Below are 18,586 nucleotides of genomic sequence, written 5' to 3'. Positions count from 1 at the left end.
CTCTACTCGTAGAGCAATCTACGTTTGATAATAGTCCACGCCTGTGTCGTACAGCTTAGAGTAAACACTTCATTACTGAAGCACTTCCTCCTTGCCGGTAACACGAAAATTATTCTAAAGACACTCAATACTGATTGACAGTTTAGCTACCAGAAACAACCTGGAAGCATAAGCTGCTCAGCCTTGTAGTTATATTTACCCAATCTATTCAGTTGTCAAAAATCGTTGAGCGGTTCGCATTACTGCGTGTCGCTATCGCACCCTAAGGCGGCTTGAGCATTCCTGCTCAAGGTTCAATCTCTGCCAAGCAGAGACTCAACCTCAAGCAGACATCACTTGTTGAATTAACCATATCGAGAGTGGATGGTGGAGCTGACCGGGATCGAACCGATGACATCCTGCTTGCAAAGCAGGCGCTCTCCCAACTGAGCTACAGCCCCATCGCTATCTACTATAGCAAATGTTGATAAGGAATGGTGGGCCTGGGTAGATTCGAACTACCGACCTCACCCTTATCAGGGGTGCGCTCTAACCAACTGAGCTACAGGCCCGACTCTACAGCATCGGTTCCCTCCATTTACAGGTGAGAACCGATACGCAGGCTGCTCTGTTTTCAATCCGTGAGGACTGAGAATTGAGCTCTCTCGAAAGGTTTCGAGGACACAGTTGAACGTGCATAGCAGCTATGCCGCTATTGACCATCGGTGTTGACAGATAAGCGAAATAAAGAGGGTCTAGTTCAGGCTCATCTGTACTTGCTTGCGCTCATACAGATGGTACTCGGTCACTACATCAACTCGGGTGGTCGTGAGACCAGAGCCGCCTGCATTCGCAGGGCGTTGAAGTATGCCGAGATGTTCTCTTTAGAAAGGAGGTGATCCAGCCGCAGGTTCTCCTACGGCTACCTTGTTACGACTTCACCCCAATCATGAATTACACCTTGGGCGGCTGCTCCTCTTGCGAGTTAGCGCACCGACTTCTAGTGCAACCCACTTTCGTGATGTGACGGGCGGTGTGTACAAGGCCCGGGAACGTATTCACCGTGGCATGCTGATCCACGATTACTAGCGATTCCAGCTTCATGGAGTCGAGTTGCAGACTCCAATCCGAACTGAGGCCGGCTTTTTCCGATTAGCTCACCCTCGCGGGGTTGCAGCGGTTTGTACCGGCCATTGTAGCACGTGTGTAGCCCTGGACATAAAGGCCATGAGGACTTGACGTCATCCCCACCTTCCTCCCCGTTATCCGAGGCGGTTTCGTCAGAGTGCTCAACTAAATGGTAGCAACTGAAGATAAGGGTTGCGCTCGTTGCGGGACTTAACCCAACATCTCACGACACGAGCTGACGACAGCCATGCAGCACCTATATACATGTCTCTTGCGAGACGCCGACGTTTCTGCCGGATTCATGTACATTTCGAGCCCAGGTAAGGTTCTTCGCGTTGCGTCGAATTAAACCACATGCTCCACCGCTTGTGCGGGCCCCCGTCAATTCCTTTGAGTTTCAGCCTTGCGACCGTACTCCCCAGGCGGATTGTTTATCGCGTTAGCTTCGACACGGCAGGATTGGGTACCTGCCACATCAAACAATCATCGTTTAGGGCTAGGACTACCAGGGTATCTAATCCTGTTTGCTCCCCTAGCTTTCGTGCATCAGCGTCAGTTATTGTCCAGTGAGCCGCTTTCGCCACAGGTGTTCCTTCCGATATCTACGCATTTCACCGCTACACCGGAAATTCCACTCACCTCTCCAATACTCAAGCCCGACAGTTTCGCCTGCAGACTCTGGGTTGAGCCCAGAGATTTCACAGATGACTTGTCAAACCGCCTACGCACCCTTTACGCCCAATAATTCCGAACAACGCTTGCCCCCCTCGTATTACCGCGGCTGCTGGCACGAAGTTAGCCGGGGCTTCTTCTATGGGTACCGTCATTATCTTCCCCATCGAAAGGAGTTTACATACCAAGATATTTCATCCTCCACGCGGCGTTGCTGCGTCAGGGTTTCCCCCATTGCGCAAAATTCCCCACTGCTGCCTCCCGTAGGAGTCTGGACCGTGTTTCAGTTCCAGTGTGTCCGTGCGCCCTCTCAGGCCGGATATCGATCATCGTCTTGGTGGGCCATTACCCCGCCAACTAACTAATCGACCGCGAACTCCTCTCCAAACGCATTGCTGCTTTGACCCGTAGGTATTATGCGGTATTAGCTAAGATTTCTCTCAGTTATTCCCCATTCGGAGGTAGATGATTCACGTGTTACTCACCCGTGCGCCACTTTACTCAGGACCGAAGCCCCTTTCTCGTGCGACTTGCATGTGTTAGGCACGCCGCCAGCGTTGATTCTGAGCCAGGATCAAACTCTCGTTTAATCTTGGTTTGCTTGCCACACAACGACAGGGGTCGGTGTGGATCAAGCGCCCCCGCTGCTCGAAAGAGCGGAGGTTTGTAACTAGTGAGAATGACTAAACCAATTTCGTATCATCTCACGACTGGCACGTTCAACTATGTTGTCAAAGATCCGGACTGCATCCACCTAAGCGGGCAGTTTTGGATCAAGGACCAATCGGGCAAAGCCACGATGTGTCCTCGAACTTGTGTAACGCTGTATTTCGTTTGATTGGTGCCTGTTGACTCTTCTCTACTCGGCGTAACCTCAACCGGTCAGAGCAACGTAGCAACTTGTAAACGTCTTTCGCGAACTTTCTAAGAGTATCAAGCTTTTCTCGGCTTGTCAACTTCTTATTTCGTTTCCATCTTCTCGAAGAAGACTTGAAACATCGTTCGCGCTCAGCGCTAATAACTAAAACATCGTAACGACAGATAGCTGTCGCGGAGCACTTAGCTCCTAGGTACTTCAACTGCAGTGGCTTGGGTTTGGATCGGTAGGCCATTGGCTCTACCCTAGATCAAACGCTTGGACTGCGCTCCGACTGCCACTCACTCACTTGTTACCAGAGTCGAGGTGCGAAGCTTGTTTCTTTGTTTCTTATTTCTGCAACTCGCTTAGAGTATCTTGCTTTCTACCGCTTTGCAAGCCTTTTGTTTCTCACTTGGAAGCTCCACATTGCCCGCTTACAAGCTCGTTACCTCTTTGCGACTTCCTGAGATTAGCAGTCGATTAGAATCCATGCAACCTTTTCACCTGTTGATAACAGTGCAAACCTGTCGAAAACTCGATCGAGCCAATGTTTATGCCCCTTTGAAATTCATCATGTTTTACAACTGCGGCTTATTCCCCATGATTAACCCAGGGAATTCAGCCTTACAGGCTCCCATGTTCTTCGGACAATGGCCTTTCGGCACCAGAGACAGCAATGCAGCTGCACGCTAGAATCACTCGCATGGAACCCACAGAAATTCAGGAATTCTCGAATCAGCTCAAAGAGGCAGGCGAAGGCAAGAAGGAAGAGTCGCTCACCAGCATTTCCCTCGCCATCTCGATCCTTGCCGTCCTGGTCGCCATGGTGACGGTTCTAGGCCATCGCACGCACACAGAGGCTGTTCTTATGGAAGGCCGCGCCACCGATCAATGGAACGAGTACCAGGCAAAGAAGATCCGGCAGGACAATCTCTCCGTCGTCGTCGACACGCTAGGCCTGAATGGAACGCCGACTCCTGCAGTCCAGCAGAAGATCGGTGAGTTCAAGGCGCATATCGCGAAATGGAAAGAGGATCTGGTCGAACAGCAGAACAAAGCCCATGAGTTTGAGGGTGAGGTGGCCCACGCCGAACGGCAGGCCGGTCGCTATGATCTCGGCGAAGCCCTGCTTCAGATCGCAGTGGTCCTCTGCTCCGTTACGCTGTTTACGCGCAATCGAACCTACTTCTTCTTCGGCTTGTCGCTTGGAGTCGCTGGACTTATCGTCGCCGCCACTGCCCTGACCGTCCACTAGCCGCTTCAAGCAATTCGCAGCCTAAGAAGGCTTCGCAATCACGCCCAGGTCGACCATGCCGTTCACGAAGTACTGCACCGCCAATGCCACCAGCAGCAGTCCCATGATGCGCACCAGGATGCGAATGCCCGTATCTCCAAGCGCCCGCGCCACCTTGTCGGAGTTCCCCAGCACCAAGTAGCAGACCACCGCTGTGATGAAGATCGATCCTAGGATCGCCACCATCTGCCAGCGCGTCTGCGCCTGTCCCACCAGCACCATCACGCTCGTAATGGATCCCGGACCAGCCAGCATCGGAATACCTAGCGGCACAATACCCGCGTCTTCCTTGCTCGCAGCGGCCATGGTGTCGCCGCTTGACTCCTGCGTGGGCGAGCGTTTTGCCTCGAGCATATCCAGCCCAATTAGCAGCAGGATCACACCGCCCGCAATCTCGAACGCTGGCAGCGTAATCCCGAACATCCGGAAGATGTACTGTCCGCCCAGCGCAAACGCCGACAGAAAGATGCAAGCCGTCAGCGAAGCCTTCCACGCCATCCGCCTCCTGCGAGCAGGATCGGACCCCTCAGTCACCGCCAGGAAGGTAGGCAATGCCGCAAACGGATCGACGAGAAAGAAGATCGAACTCAGCGCCAACAACGAAAACCGCACGTATGCCGATCGCTCGATTACGGCCAGGCTAACGCTGTGTGGATCAAACATCATCCTTACAGTCTCTCACGCGATGGCTATAATCATGCTCAAAGTCAGGAGAGATCATGCCATTACAGACCACCGAACACATCTGGCACAACGGCCAGCTCATCCCATGGGAGAAAGCCCAGATCCATGTCATGAGTCACGTAATCCACTACGGATCCTCAGTATTTGAAGGCATCCGCTGTTATTCGCAGCCTGATGGAGCCGGTGTCTTCCGCCTGCCCGAGCACATGCAGCGCCTTCTGGACTCGGCAAAGATCTACCGCATGCCCCTTCCCTATACCGTCGACCAGCTCTGCGCAGCCGTCGTCGATGTCATCGAAGCCAACGGAGTCACGCCCTGCTACATCCGCCCTATCGCCTTCCGAGGCTACGGTGAGATCGGCGTCAATCCCCTCAAGTCGCCGGTCGAGGTCTACGTAGCGAACTTCCCCTGGGGCAAGTACGTTCCCGGCAACGATGGCGCTGACGTTTGCGTCTCCAGCTGGAGCCGCCTTGCGCCCAACACCATGCCTTCGCTCGCTAAGGCCGGTGCGAATTACATGAACTCGCAACTGATCCGCATGGAAGCCGAGATTAACGGCTATTCCGAGGGCATCGCGCTCGACGTCAACGGCTATCTCTCCGAAGGCTCAGGCGAGAATCTCTTCCTCGTACGCGGCGGCATCCTCTACACCACGCCCCTCGCCAACTCCGTGCTCAATGGCATTACACGCAGCTCGATCCTCACGCTGGCTCATCACCTCGGCATTCCCGTCGTCGAGCAGTCGCTGCCGCGCGAGATGCTCTACATCTGCGACGAAGCTTTCTTCACCGGCACAGCAGCAGAGGTCACCCATCTCCGCTCCGTCGATCGCATCCTCGTCGGCGACGGCACCATGGGACCGGTAACCAAGGCTCTTCACGACGAATTCTTTAGCCTCGTCGACGGTGTCAAGGCCGATCGCTACAACTGGCTCACCCCTGTCAAAGTAAAAGTGGCCGAGGCTGTAGGCGCTTAGTCCTTATCCTCAACACGCCAAGGGGCAGCCTTCAAGGCTGCCCCTTGGTGCATCTGTGGTCAGTTTTTGCGCTAGCCCATTTCTCTACCCCTCGCTAGGCTTCTTGGCTCCAACCAACTCCGGCTCCTTCACTGCCCCTAACGTCTCAAGCTGCGAACTTACCGGCCGCTTCTTTCGATACACCGGCTCAAGCGTCTGCACCTGTCCGCTCGCAAGCGAACGCTCAATCGCCGCCAGAACCCGCACATCCAGCATCCCCTCTTCGCCATCCGCCTCAGGCTCACGATCGTCAAGGATGCAGTCCGAGAAGTACTTCAGCTCCCCGCCAAAATGATCCGTTTTCTCGAAAGACTTCGAACTCTTCTTCTTGTCAATCGTGACCAGGTGCTCCATGGCAGAGCCGACCTGGTACGCAGGCTGCGAGAACAGGTCGCCCTTGTTCCCCACCACGCGAACGTCATCTACATCGCCGCCGTTATAACTCAGCACGAAGGATGCAATGCGTGCGCCCTCAAACTTCAAGGTCACCGATACCGTGTCTTCGAAGTTGAAACGTTCGTCCGTGTTCACGCCCATCGCAAATACCTCGATCGGCTCCGCGCCAAACAGGTTGCGCACCTCGTTCAATGGATACGGTCCCATATCCGGCACAGGACCAGCCCAGAAGCCATGCTTTGCGCGATGGTTGCTCCCCTTTACCTGCTGCGAAAAACTTGAATTGAAGAACCGGATCGTCCCCAGATCACCACTCCGCACCTTCTCGATCGCCGCCAGCGTTCCCGGCTCATGATGCAACCGGTACGCCACCATCAGCTTCGCTCCGGACCGCTGCGAAGCCGCAATCATCTCCTCACATTCCTCGACGCTCACCGCCATCGGCTTCTCCAGCAGCAAGTGGATGCCCGCATTCAGAGTCTTCACGGCATATCCGACGTGATCGAAGTTCGGCGTTGCGAGGTACACCGCATCCACGTCGCCTGACGCAAGCATGGCGTCGAATTCGTCATAGCTGTAGGTGTTGGCGATTCCATACTTCTCGCCCAATTTGGCTGCTTTTTCCTCGTGCCCTGTTACGAGCGCAACCATCTCGCTATTCCCGGTGTGCTCCACGCCTGGCATAAATGCTGCCTGCGCGATCCACCCAGCCCCAACCACGGCGTACCGCACCTTCCGCCCGTTCACAACTCTTGCTGTCATCATGTATCCCCTGTTTTGCGTTCAGGTATTCCGACGCGGGCCACGCATTCAGGGATGCCAGTAGCTCTAAGTAGCAATCGATAACGCAAATAAATGCATTGATTGACGATACGGTGCAGACATCGCACACTCCCACCGCGCCTAACTTCTCAGCCGTCTTGAACTTCAACTTCAAAGCGTCGATATAGGCAAATGACGCCATCAGCCAGCTCAAGCGTCGTACGACTGAATTCGCGTACCATGATCAGGTTACCCAATTCATTAGCCATCTGGCGTTCTCAGGTCTAGACTGCTCTGGGCTGAATGTTCTCCATCTAAGCAGTAACGTAAGTTCAGAACGAAAGAGGCTACCTGTTATGTCGCAGACACAATGCCCGAAATGTGAAGCGCTCCAGGCACGTCGCATGAAGCAGGAGGGATTCTTTCAAAAGGTCATTCTGCAGAAACTCGGCTTCTATCCTTGGCAGTGCAGGTTTTGCAAAGCCACCTTTGTGCTTAAGAATCGCGGACACCGGTCTGCTGATCGCCAAAACGGCAGCCGCTCTGAACGCACCAGGGATCAGCTCTCCGCCGACTGACGTCTTTACTTCCTACCGAACAGCCGGAAGTTCCGCCTCAAGTGGTTTCGTTGTCAGCGTACCGTAAGCTCCATCACTCGTCTCCCAGCCCGGCAACTCCTGTGACCCTGTAATCAGGCGAACTCCGTCTTTCTCACCGAGATACGTCCATGCCCACGACCAGAACACAAAGAAACGATTCTGGAAGCCGACCAGGAAAAAGATGTGCACGAAGAGCCACGTGAGCCACGCCGGAAACCCGCTCCAATGTGCCTTGAACGGCCATTTAATATTCGCGACAGCCGCAGTTCGCCCAATCGTCGCCATGTCGCCTTTGTCGAAGTAGCGAAAGCCCTTACTGTTTCCAGTTCCGTCGCTGCCATGGCTCGCACCGATAAGCCGCCCAATGCGTTCAGCCGCATACGTTCCCATCTGCATGGCAGGCTGCGCTACTCCCGGGACCTGCTTCCCGTCCTGCATCACCTGCGCCAGGTCGCCGCACACAAATATCTCAGGATGACCCGGGGGATTCAGGTATTGATCCACCACAACACAGCCCTTCTTGTCCGTCTCAACGCCCAGCAGCTTACCGAGGGGCGAAGCCTGCACCCCCGCCGCCCACAACGTCACCACGGCGTCAATCCGGGTATCACCCACCATCACATACCCTGGTTGAACATCCGTCACCTTCGTATTTGTCCGCAACTGCACGCCAAGGGCCTCAAGCTGTTTCCGCGCGCTCACCTGCAAATCGTCGGGGTAAGCCCCAAGAATATGCGGCGACCCCTCAAGGATCACCACCTGCGCCTGACCCGGATTGATATGCCGGAAGTCCCGCGCCATGTATAACTTGGCGATATCACTGATCGCTCCCGCCAGCTCCACACCGGTCGGTCCGCCGCCGATAATCACGAAGTTCAACGCCGGATGTGACCCCGTCTCAAGCATCTGCCGCTCCGCCAACTCAAAAGCAAGCAACACCCGCCGCCGGATCTCCGTCGCATCCTCAACTGTTTTCAGCCCGGGAGCAAGCTTCGACCAACCGTCCTTGCCGAAGTAGGAGTGCGTTGAGCCGGTCGCCAGGATCAAATAGTCATATTCAAGCCGGGCTCCGGTCTTCAGCAGCACCAGCTTGCGTTCCAGATCGAAGCCGATAGCCTCATCCATCAGCACTTCAGTATTCTTCTGCCGACTCAGAATCGATCGGATCGGCTGGGCAATGTCCGCAGGCGAGAGCACCGCCAGCGCCACCTGGTATAGCAGCGGCTGAAACGTATGGTGGTTCTTGCGATCGACCAAGGTAACGTCCACTGGTAGATGCGCCAGCCCACGGGCAGCATTCAACCCGCCAAATCCCCCGCCAAGAATCACAACACGCTTCCGCAATCGTCCATTCGTAGCTGCCGCAGCACCCGCCATAAAGTCAGTCTCCCGAAAGCTGTCGTTGATGCTTTCAATTATCTGATGCGCCAGCCACTCCACCCGGCTTTTCTACACTACGGGTGTTTTTGCAACGTCAAGGAGACGAACCCCGCTGTGCCTGACGTGACAACAACATTCGTCACCTCTGCACCCGCAATCTGCATCGGCACCACCACCACCATCCCGCTCCCATCCGAGACCAACGCGGTGGTCGAAGCGCTATACACCGGAGCCACCGGGCATCGGCCCTGCACCGGACACGCGACGGTCCACTGGCCCACCGTCTGATGCACCTCCACCTCCGCACCCGCGATTGGGTCGCCCGCAGCATCCGTCACCTCAAAGCTCATAGGCACCAGGCTCGTCGCGGCCTCTACCGACTGCGCTGCTCCACTCGGTCCCACGACTACAAACTGCGAAGGGTCTACCCCCTGCACAACAAATCCGGCGCACACCCCGGTCCACGCACACACCGACCCCGTCGCCTGCACGCCGCCAGCCAGCGGTCCACCCTTCACTGCTGATGTAGCCATTCCGCCCGAGTCCGTCACCCCCTGCGTTCCCGACAGGCTAAGCCCCGCACCCGAGGTCGTCCACGTGACCGGCACCAGCGTTGCCGCCGACCCCTGCTGCGACAAAGTCGCAGTCTCAGTCCAATTGACCGTAGACCCCGCCGCCAGCCACATCGCCGCAGGCACCACCGTCACCGACCGCACCAGCGGCAATGCCGTAAACGAGATCGTCTGCGTCAATCCGAGCGCCGCCGCCTGCAACGTCACCACCCCTGGAGCCGCAGGCGTCACCACCGTCGAAGCAAGCCCATTCGCGTCTGTCACCACCGTGCAAGAAGCTGCCAGCCCGCACGTTCCCCATTGCACCGCACCCGACATCGCCGAAAACACCACCAGCACGCCCGGCATCGGTGTCACCCCATCCACATCAATAGCCTTCACCGAAAAAGCAGGGGAAGCCGTCAAGCCAACCGGCAGGTTCCCGGATGGCGCAGAGATCAACGCCAGGGTATACGGCAGCGCCGTATAGACGTACGTAAACACCCCCGTCATCACAGTCGTCCCACTCGTCGACAGGTCCGTCACCACGACATCTGCCTGCATCGTCATACCCGGTAGCACGCTCTTCAAATATGGAATTGTCGCCACAATCGTCGTTGCCGTCCAACTCGCCACCGTCGCCACCACGCCGTTCACCGTAACCGAATTACCCGGCCGAAACCCCATCCCCGTAATCGTCACCTGCGTGCTTCCACTCCCTGTAGCTGGAGCGATCGCGTCTGCATACAACACCCGTGCGCGATAGTTGTAGTCCGGCCGTCCATCCCCCCGTTCATCCGCAATCGCGATCCGTAGCGTCTGCGCGATTGAGCTCTGCACAATCGTTCGTGTCATCCCCGACACCACACTGTTGAAGGCCACCGCAGCCGCAGCCAGCGTAGGCGGCGTCCCCGTGGCATCACCCGCGCTCCAGGCACCCAGCACGGGCCGGGCCTTGTTCGCAGTCGACAACCCCTGCTCGTCCAGCGCCGTCACCTCCACCGTAAGGCTCCGACTGCCCAGCACCGGAAGCCCGACCCAGGCAGTATGCGCAAACGACCACGGACTCGAAGTCGGTCCACAAAGCACCCCGGTCCACCACCCGCCCGCGCCCGGGGCCACCGGAGCGTCCTCGGTCCCATCACCACCCGCCCCACAGGTACTCGCCGCATTGGGCACCGGCACTGCAAAGTAGCCCCCCCAGCCTGCCGGAATGTCACTGACATGCCAACCCGCCACGGCCCCGGAAGGATTCACCGTAGACGCCGTGTACGGTGCGATCGCATACGCCCCTGTATACAAAGGATTGATCGGCTCGGAACGCAGATACAGGTCCTGCCCTTCCTCCCCAGCGGGTACCGGACTCCAGGAGAAACTGAAGTAGCCCGCAATGTCCGCGCCAAGGTTGTCCTTGAGTGATCCAAGGCTTCCTGCAATCCCTGTTGAACTCGTCGTAGTCGGATTTCCCCCCTGCTGCTGGTGGAAGATGCCACTCGCCGCCGAGAGATCGTCCCACGGCTCCATCACCTGCTGCGGAATCGCATTCCTTGTCATCAGCATGTTCACGCCGGCCATTCCCTCCTGCGTGGGAAACAGCAGCGTTCCCACCAGCGCGCTCGCATTGGAATAACTCAGCTGCTTACCCGGTCCAGGATTGCTCAACACTGGATACCCTTCCGTGATTGACGCCACATCGTCATCGCGCAGTGTAAACGGCTGTGGCAGGCACTGGTACGTGTACAGGCCGCAGATGATGTCGATCGGATGCATGATCGGCCAATGCAAGGCCTGAGCCGCCGTAGGCGTCGGCGATCCCATAAAGACGTTGTCGTTCAACTGCGACCACCCAAGCCCCAGCACCCGCCCAAACACACGCTCCAACTGGTACTGCATCTGGAGTTGCTGCTGTGGAGCCGGTCCGGTGCATCGCCCATTCAGAACAATCACCGCGTGTTGGATAAAGCCCGCAGGAACGATCGAGTCCACGCTTTCCGTCACCGCATTCTGTCGGCATCCACTCGGATCGCTCGCTCCACTTCCCAGCAGCAGGTCCGTCACCGACCCATCCCGGTCGTACACCACCGCAATCTGTTTCGCAGCATAGTTCGCGCTCTGAACGTCCGCCGGAAACACCAGCCCATTGCTCCCCATGTAGACGTTCGAACCACTTACCTGTTCATCGAGGATCCCACCCTGCTGCAGCACGATCCGCGCGCTCGGCACATTCCACACACCAGCCGCCGCCGCTACCATCGCATCTGCTGCCGCATGGTTCACCGAAGCGCTCAGGTCTCCCGGATCAGTGAAATACAGCGGCTGATCCGTATACCAGATCACAATCTGTCCTGAATTGTTGAAGTACGGCGGCCCTGTCGTCCATCGCGGATTCGCACCCTCCGCAGAGCCTACCGCCAAAACACTCAGGACAGCCGCGAACAGGAAGCTCCTCAATTCCTCAACGCGCAGCATTCGCCTGCTCGGTCTCCCACGCACCAAGCATCGCGATCACCACGCGCAACGTCGATCCCTGCGAACCCTCTCCACCTGCTACGCCTGCAAAGGTTACCGGAGCCTGCACAAAGCCGCCATTCCCCGGGATTCCCGGCTGCAGCCGCCGCCCTCCAGCAGCCGTATCCTTCCGCGTCACAAACTGGTTCTGCGACCTGCCCACAAGGATCGGTTCCACCGGCACCACCGGCCGGCCATGCGCTCCATTACCCACCCGCGAGGCCGTCCGCAGCAGCCGCGCCTGGATCCAACGCAGGTCCACCGCCTGTTCGCCAACGTCGGCAAATGAATCCTCCGCCGTCGGCGCGACTCCGTTGCCAACCAGCGGGATCGCCCCATCCTGCCCGCCCACCGGCGAGCTCATCCCCGAAGCACTCGGCACATGAAGCAGCATCAGCAGCCGCTCACCAACCCTGTATCGCTGGATTCCACCTGCCCAAAGCCCAGCCCACTCCCTGAGCTCATACGTTCTCTGTCCTACACACCCGCGGATCGCCTCCTCAACCCGGAACTCCACATCCACCCAACCTGAGCCCACTGACCCCTGTTGACTGTGCTCGGTGATCTTCAGTACCTCCCCCGCGAAGATCACGCCCGCCTGCGACGACATCACATGCAGCTCGTCCTCAATGCTCGCCTGCGGACCGATCTCCGCAACCATCTGCACCGGCACCACGGGCAGACGGAAGTTCGTCCGCTCCACCTGCGCTCCTGCGCTCATGCCATACGCCGCCAGCCCCACCGACAGCACGCCAAGGAAGAGATTTTTCAGAAACAAAGCCATGCACAAACCTCCGCCTACTCCTTCCTTTTCGTCGGAAAGAGCAGCCGCAGGCGTACCTGTCTCATTTCAATACAGCCCTCATTGAAGCAGAGCAGATCAAAGGTAGAGCAGCCTATATCTCGGGGTAGAAATCAAAGAACGCGTCAATGCTCAGCCGAAGCTGCTTCTCGATCTGCTCCCGCGAGCCCTCGAGCACATGCATCGTCACATGCGCCTCATTGCCATTCTTCAGCGCCACAGGAGCCTCGCCCACACCGGTGATCTCATCCGCCGGTAAAAGTCGCATTCCATAAACCAAAGTCAAATCAGCCATAACCATCATTCTTTCACTAATCCTGAAGAGTCCGGATGCCACATGTCCCGATTCTTGGACGTGGGAATGTACAAAGCTCAACCCGCGAAACCTGAGTCTTTGCACTTGCCTTACTTCTGTCATTCCCAAAGGGAACCTGCGTCTGCCTCTTCTCCAGCCACTCCATCCAGTCAGACCGCCTCCACCCGAATGAATCCTTTCCCTCCACGGCGCATTTACACTAATGGAGCCTATATGCCCGAAATCACAACACGCGACACCGTTATCCTCGGCTCCGGCTGCTCCGGACTCACTGCTGCCATCTACGCCGGACGCTCGAACCTCAAGCCTCTCGTCCTCGAAGGCCATGAACCCGGTGGCCAGCTCTCCATCACCACCCTGGTCGAAAATTTCCCAGGTTGGCCCGAGGGCATTCAAGGCCCGGAACTCATCGAGAACATGAAGAAGCAGGCCACTCGTTTCGGCGCCGAGCTGCGCATGGCCCATCTCTCCTCGATCGACCTCACCAAGCACCCCTTCGAGCTCAACACCGGCAAAGAGATCATCCACACCCGCACCCTCATCATTGCAAGCGGTGCGAGTGCCCGCTGGCTCAACCTCCCCTCGGAGCAGGCCCTCATCGGCTACGGCGTCAGCTCCTGCGCCACCTGCGACGGCTTCTTCGCCTCTGGCAAAGAAATCGCCGTCATCGGAGGCGGCGACAGCGCCATGGAAGAGGCACTCTTCCTCACCCGCTTCGCCAGCAAGGTCACCATCATCAATCGCACCGAGCGCTTCCGCTCCTCGCCCATCATGCTCGAGCGAGCCATGGCCCACCCCAACATCAAGTTCGTCTCCAACACCACCGTTGAAGAAGTCCTGGGCGTCGAGGAGAAGGACGTCAAGGGTCTCCGCCTCAAGAACCGCGCCTCCGGTGAAGAGTACGTCCTCCCCGTCAGCTTCATGTTCCTTGGCATCGGCCACATCCCCAACGCCCACGCCTTCAAGGGCCTGGTCGATCTCGACGAGGACGGCTACATCCTTACCCAGCAGGACGTCCACTGCACCCTCGATGGCAAGATCATCCCGGGCGTCTACGCCTGCGGAGACATCCAGGACCGCCGCTACCGCCAGGCCATCACCGCCGCCGGCTCAGGCTGCATGGCCGCACTCGAAGTAGAAAAGTACCTCGAAGAGCACGGCCGCTAAGCCAGACACAATGCTCAGGTGCCCCATCCTTCGCAGCACCATCGCGAAGGGTGGGATCACCTTCAACATCCTGCCGGCATCGCTTCCCGCTCCACTCATAATCAAACAATGGACGTCGCAACCTTCACCCAGCAATTTCCCGCGCTCTACCACCTCACCTTCGCCCAGAATATCCCCGGCATTGAGCGTCACGGCCTCCAGAGCCCAGCCGCACTCGCCGACCTCCACGACTTCACCCCCGAGGAGCGCGAAGCCACCCTCACCACCCGCCGCCGCTGCATTCAGGACCTCCATAACCTCAGCCTTCGCGACCAGCACACCGCACCCGAAGCCAGGATGAAGTCCTGCCTCGTCAGGATCACCATCCCTGACTGGCTCGCCCTCCTCAACTCCAAAATCTTCTTCTTCCTCTCGCAGGAGAAGGCTCTTCGCCTCGCCGAGGGCTACGCAGACTACAAGAGCGTCCTCCTCGAGGTCGACACCGCCGCCCTCCTTGCCTCGCACGCCCCGCACGCGACCCTCTGCAAGCTCAGCTCTGGAGACTTCCTCCATAACCCACGGCCGCGCGGCCGCGACTCCTTCATCCCCGTCGCCGACTACGCGTATAAAAAGTCCCGCGACACCCCAGCCGAGCTCACCATCGACGTCCCCATCCCTCACATTCTTCAGATCGCCACAATCGTACCCGTGGCGTGATTTTTCTGGTGCAAGTCCACAACTCGGACGTACACTCTTGCGGGCATGTGATCATAGCGATCTCATGATCCGTGTCCGCCCAGAAATCACCAATGGATGTTTCACGGAACACTTTCTGCCGTATTTCTCTCTGTCTGGGTCTCATTAGCCGTAGCCACAATTTCCACCAGCGGGCTGGCCGCCACCACCATCGCACTCCAGGGCGCAGGCCATCCTGTCACGGGAGCCACCGTCCAACTCTTTGCGGCCGGGACCACCGGCTACGGCGATGGCGCAACGGTACTCCGCAGAGCTACATCGGCCTCGCCGTTCCCGTAGTTACCCCGCTTACCGTAGCCGCACGCAACGATAAGATAGGCCGACGTCCCTAGCTCTCACGCACCCGCGTAAGCTCCCACCGCAGATGCGCCCGCACCGTCTGCCACTCTGGCGCAATCACGCTATAAACGCAGGTATCCCGCAAAGTCCCATCCGCCATCACCGCATGCGAACGCAGGATCCCGTCCAGCTTCGCCCCCAGCCGCTCAATTGCCCGCCGACTGGCGTAATTCATGAAGTGTGTTCGAAACTCCACGGCAATGCAGCTCAACCCGTCGAACGCATGCCCTAACAGCAGCAGCTTCGCCTCCGTATTCAATGCCGTCCGCCGCACCCGCGCCGCATACCACGTCGACCCGATCTCTACCCGGCGATTCCCCACATCGACATTCATATACGTAGTCATTCCCACCACGTCGCCCGTCCCCGGCTCGATCACCGCAAACGGCAGCATCGATCCCGCTCTCCACAGTCCCAGCCGCCGCTCGATCTCCGCCTCCATTCCCGCAGGCGAAGGAACGCTCGTATACCAGAGCTGCCATACCTCACCATCCTCGACCGCCCGCATCAACCCTTCGCGATGCTCCATCGAAAGCGGCACCAGTTCCACGTACTCCCCCTTCAAAGTCACCGGCTGCAACAGATCGCTAGGCATACCGAAAAGTATAAGGTCGTCCGAGTAACGGGCTACTCTACCTAAGCCAATGAACCCTGCCATCCAACGCATCCTCGACACCGAGTGGCCCGCCACAAAGCAGCACCTCTCCGCCTCCACCGAGACCCTCGACGTCACCCATCACGTCTTCTGGGACGTGCGCCTCACACCAGGTCTCCCCACCGCGTGGCCACCCAACGGCGCGCTGATCTACTACGCCTATGCCGCCGGTCGACACCCGGCCCTTCTCATCGATGGTGAGCGAATCACCGCTCCATGGGCCACCTTCAACCTCGTCGGCAACTACCTCACCTTCCGACGGCTCGGCGATAACCCTCAGACGATCGGCACCCAGGGCGTCCGTCCACTCAGCCCTGACGAGATCACCCTCGCCACCCAACAGGAGCCCGTCGCCGCTCCCACCCACCTCGACCACGCAAGGCCCTACTACCGCCTCTGGAGCAACACGAACGGCATCATCGCCCAGCATCTCCGTCCTGGTCTTCCAGAGTTTTTCCAGTGGATCGACACTGACCCGACCCGCAGCTAATTGAGATTCACACCATGCACGCGGTAGAACTCGGGACCGGCGCGATACACCTGCTCGTGCAGAATCCGCCCCACAAAGAAGCTATGGCTGCCCAGCGTATGGACGCCTTCAACTGCAAGTTCACGAACCATCAATGCAAAGCACGGGATCGGCACCTTCAGCACCGGCGAAGGACGCATCTCAAACGGAAGCTCGTCCCACTCGATCGACGCCCGGTGATGATTCTTGCCTAACTGCCGCACCTCCTCCGCCCGCTCGAACGGAACCGTCACGATCGCCACCTGCGCAAACTCAGCGACCATCGGCGCCTGCCGCGCAGCGTTCAGCGCGAACACGAAGTAGCCCTCGCCCACATCCCCCATCAGGTTCATTGGGAAGAGATTCCCGATCCCCTCACGGTCCAGACTGACCAGCGCCGTCGGCCGAGGACAGATAAACACCACCTCATTACACCGCACATCGAGCGACGAAACCTTCACCGCCACCGTCTTACGGCTTTTCCACCGATCATGCGCCGAATAAAACATGCGGGTCCAACGCCGCAGCATCGGTAGCCGAAAGTTGGTACACGCCACGGCCCGAAACAGGCACAACTCAACCCCCGAAGTCGCAATCGTCCGCACCCACCTCAGCCGAATCTCTCCCAGCAGCCGCTCATCCCCGGCCCGCTCACTCAGCCGCAGCAGCAGCCGCTGGCTCCGAACCGGCACCCGCCGCCCAGCCGAGCCAAGCCCGATACATAGCAGGAATGGCGCGACGCATGCCACCGCATGGCAGCCCGTCACCTCCAGCGGCTCGCCCAGCCCATGCAGCCACACCGCCACCTGCGCTTGCGGCGAGTGGAGCGGCAGGTCAAGGATCTGTGGCCGCCCAGCCGAACCCAGCAGCACACGGCGTAACGTCTTGCGAAGCGTGGCGACAGGGCTCATGCAGTGTCGCTTCGTTCGACCTGCACACTACCGCAATCACTCAGGAACACTAAATCCATCATGCCTTCGATCCTGCCCCGGAACGCCGAGAGCGTTGTCACGCCCCCGTCATCGCCATGTCATTCCTTTGCGGCTTCAGGAGACCGCCCTTGCCACCGGTTGAAAGCGACGAAAAGTTTTGTAAGCGATTTCACACGCGCGCCGCAAATTCCCTAGAATGGCCCGATGAGACCCACGATGATTCTGCAACGGATGACAGGCCTTCTACTCGGTGCGCTGCTGTGCGCAATACCAACCAGCTTCGCCCAGGCAGCACCCCCGCAAGCCGCCTCTCCTGCGCAGGCAAACACCTTCACCGACCCGCTGCTCGACGATGGCCCTGACCCCTGGGTCGTCGGGTGGAAGGGCTTCTACTACTACCTGAACTCCACCGGCAGCAATCTCACCCTGCGCAAGACAGCCGACATCACCGACCTCCGCCACGCCCAGAAGAAGGCCGTCTGGACCCCCGAGCCAAACCATCCCTGGTCCAAGGACCTCTGGGCTCCCGAGCTCCATCGCTGGGACAACAAGTGGTACATCTATTTCGCCGCCGATGCCGGCCAAAACGCTGACCACCGCATCTACGTCGTCGAAAATGACAGTGACGATCCCATCGAGGGCACCTGGATCATGAAAGGCAAAATCAGCGATCCCAGTGATAACTGGGCCATCGACGCCACCACTTTCGAACTCCACGGCCAGCACTATCTCGTCTGGGCCGGCTGGAAGGGTGCCACCGACGGCGAGCAGGACCTCTACATCGCCCACATGAGCAATCCCTGGACCATCGACTCGCCCCGCACCCTCATCTCCAAACCCACCTTCCCCTGGGAGCAGCACGGCGACCTCCCCAACCGCCACGTCAACGTCAACGAAGGCCCCGAGTTCCTCGCCCACGGCAACAAGATGTTCATCGTCTTCTCCGCCTCCGGCTGCTGGACCGACTTCTACACCCTCGGCGTCCTCGAAGCCAGCACCTCCGCCAACCCCCTCGAAGCGAGCACCTGGAACAAAATCGACCATCCCTTCCTCAGCACCGATCCCACCGCCGGAGCCTTCGGTCCCGGCCACAACGGCTTCTTCAAATCCCCCGACGGCAAGCAGGACTGGATCATCTACCACGCCAATCCCAAAGCCGGCGAAGGCTGCGGCAACCTCCGCTCACCTCGCATCCAGCAGTTCACCTGGAACAAACTGGGCCGCCCCCAATTCGGCAAACCCGTCCCCATAGGAGAGCCCCTGCAGAAACCCGCCCAATAAACACGCAGATGACGCCAAGACTC

The 18,586-nt window shown here is 58.5% G+C and carries 15 protein-coding genes, 2 tRNA genes and 1 rRNA gene; 7 read left to right on the top strand and 11 right to left on the bottom strand.

Annotated features, from left to right (window positions below):
* Nucleotides 1-364 precede the first annotated feature (364 nt).
* The 3 genes from OHL20_RS10435 to OHL20_RS10425 all read right to left on the bottom strand — a co-directional run bounded on the left by OHL20_RS10435 (nucleotide 365) and on the right by OHL20_RS10425 (nucleotide 2,369).
* Nucleotides 365-440 (bottom strand) — tRNA-Ala (locus OHL20_RS10435).
* A gap of 34 nt (nucleotides 441-474) precedes the next feature.
* Nucleotides 475-551 (bottom strand) — tRNA-Ile (locus tag OHL20_RS10430).
* 316 nt (nucleotides 552-867) lie between these two features.
* Nucleotides 868-2,369, bottom strand: a 16S ribosomal RNA gene (locus OHL20_RS10425).
* Nucleotides 2,370-3,341: 972 nt separating this feature from the next.
* Here OHL20_RS10425 and OHL20_RS10420 point away from each other — a divergent pair.
* On the top strand, nucleotides 3,342-3,893 hold the full coding sequence (locus OHL20_RS10420) for a DUF4337 domain-containing protein (RefSeq protein WP_263383126.1): 552 nt from the start codon (nucleotides 3,342-3,344) through the stop codon (nucleotides 3,891-3,893).
* Between the two features lie 21 nt (nucleotides 3,894-3,914).
* On the opposite strand, the gene OHL20_RS10415 is transcribed toward OHL20_RS10420, so the two are convergent.
* Nucleotides 3,915-4,598, bottom strand: coding sequence for a MarC family protein (locus OHL20_RS10415; protein ID WP_263383125.1), 684 nt, complete (start codon nucleotides 4,596-4,598; stop codon nucleotides 3,915-3,917).
* A 53-nt stretch (nucleotides 4,599-4,651) separates the two neighbouring features.
* On the opposite strand from OHL20_RS10415, the gene OHL20_RS10410 reads away from it, so the two are divergent.
* A complete protein-coding gene (locus tag OHL20_RS10410) occupies nucleotides 4,652-5,593 on the top strand; it encodes a branched-chain amino acid transaminase (RefSeq protein ID WP_263383124.1) in 942 nt (313 codons plus the stop codon).
* An 84-nt stretch (nucleotides 5,594-5,677) separates the two neighbouring features.
* Here OHL20_RS10410 and OHL20_RS10405 read toward each other — a convergent pair whose 3' ends face one another.
* The 5 genes from OHL20_RS10405 to OHL20_RS10385 form a co-directional block, all read right to left on the bottom strand.
* A complete protein-coding gene (locus tag OHL20_RS10405) occupies nucleotides 5,678-6,793 on the bottom strand; it encodes a Gfo/Idh/MocA family protein (protein ID WP_263383123.1) in 1,116 nt (371 codons plus the stop codon).
* Nucleotides 6,794-7,380: 587 nt separating this feature from the next.
* The gene (locus OHL20_RS10400) at nucleotides 7,381-8,766 is read right to left on the bottom strand and encodes an NAD(P)/FAD-dependent oxidoreductase (RefSeq protein WP_263383122.1); all 1,386 of its coding nucleotides are present in this window, start codon (nucleotides 8,764-8,766) and stop codon (nucleotides 7,381-7,383) included.
* A 77-nt stretch (nucleotides 8,767-8,843) separates the two neighbouring features.
* Complete coding sequence (locus OHL20_RS10395; RefSeq protein ID WP_263383121.1) at nucleotides 8,844-11,789, bottom strand: IPT/TIG domain-containing protein; 2,946 nt, start codon at nucleotides 11,787-11,789, stop codon at nucleotides 8,844-8,846.
* Nucleotides 11,776-12,612, bottom strand: a complete 837-nt coding sequence (locus OHL20_RS10390) for a hypothetical protein (protein WP_263383120.1) — start codon at nucleotides 12,610-12,612, stop codon at nucleotides 11,776-11,778. The genes OHL20_RS10395 and OHL20_RS10390 overlap by 14 nt, the downstream gene beginning before the upstream one ends.
* A gap of 112 nt (nucleotides 12,613-12,724) precedes the next feature.
* Entirely contained in the window at nucleotides 12,725-12,925 is a 201-nt protein-coding gene (locus tag OHL20_RS10385; RefSeq protein WP_263383119.1) for an allantoinase, read from the bottom strand.
* 234 nt (nucleotides 12,926-13,159) lie between these two features.
* Between OHL20_RS10385 and trxB the strand changes: the two genes are divergently transcribed.
* From trxB to OHL20_RS10370, 3 genes are all read left to right on the top strand, one after another.
* Entirely contained in the window at nucleotides 13,160-14,113 is a 954-nt protein-coding gene (gene trxB, locus OHL20_RS10380; RefSeq protein WP_263383118.1) for a thioredoxin-disulfide reductase, read from the top strand.
* 108 nt (nucleotides 14,114-14,221) lie between these two features.
* Nucleotides 14,222-14,809, top strand: coding sequence for a DUF7002 family protein (locus tag OHL20_RS10375; protein ID WP_263383117.1), 588 nt, complete (start codon nucleotides 14,222-14,224; stop codon nucleotides 14,807-14,809).
* 96 nt (nucleotides 14,810-14,905) lie between these two features.
* Complete coding sequence (locus OHL20_RS10370) at nucleotides 14,906-15,127, top strand: hypothetical protein (RefSeq protein WP_263383116.1); 222 nt, start codon at nucleotides 14,906-14,908, stop codon at nucleotides 15,125-15,127.
* Nucleotides 15,128-15,176: 49 nt separating this feature from the next.
* Here the strand turns inward: OHL20_RS10370 and OHL20_RS10365 are convergent, their stop codons facing one another.
* Entirely contained in the window at nucleotides 15,177-15,845 is a 669-nt protein-coding gene (locus OHL20_RS10365; RefSeq protein WP_263383115.1) for a GNAT family N-acetyltransferase, read from the bottom strand.
* Here OHL20_RS10365 and OHL20_RS10360 point away from each other — a divergent pair.
* Nucleotides 15,832-16,332, top strand: a complete 501-nt coding sequence (locus OHL20_RS10360; RefSeq protein WP_263383114.1) for a hypothetical protein — start codon at nucleotides 15,832-15,834, stop codon at nucleotides 16,330-16,332. The genes OHL20_RS10365 and OHL20_RS10360 overlap by 14 nt on opposite strands.
* On the opposite strand, the gene OHL20_RS10355 is transcribed toward OHL20_RS10360, so the two are convergent.
* Entirely contained in the window at nucleotides 16,329-17,261 is a 933-nt protein-coding gene (locus OHL20_RS10355) for a hypothetical protein (protein WP_263383113.1), read from the bottom strand. The genes OHL20_RS10360 and OHL20_RS10355 overlap by 4 nt on opposite strands.
* A gap of 237 nt (nucleotides 17,262-17,498) precedes the next feature.
* Here OHL20_RS10355 and OHL20_RS10350 point away from each other — a divergent pair, with 237 nt between their 5' ends.
* A complete protein-coding gene (locus OHL20_RS10350; protein ID WP_263383112.1) occupies nucleotides 17,499-18,563 on the top strand; it encodes a glycoside hydrolase family 43 protein in 1,065 nt (354 codons plus the stop codon).
* Nucleotides 18,564-18,586: the final 23 nt, after the last annotated feature.

Origin of the sequence: Granulicella arctica, assembly GCF_025685605.1 — a bacterium.
In the GTDB taxonomy this organism is placed as follows: domain Bacteria; phylum Acidobacteriota; class Terriglobia; order Terriglobales; family Acidobacteriaceae; genus Edaphobacter; species Edaphobacter arcticus.
The sequence above is the reverse complement of the archived record's forward strand: the minus strand, read 5'-3'. Positions and strand labels throughout refer to the sequence as shown.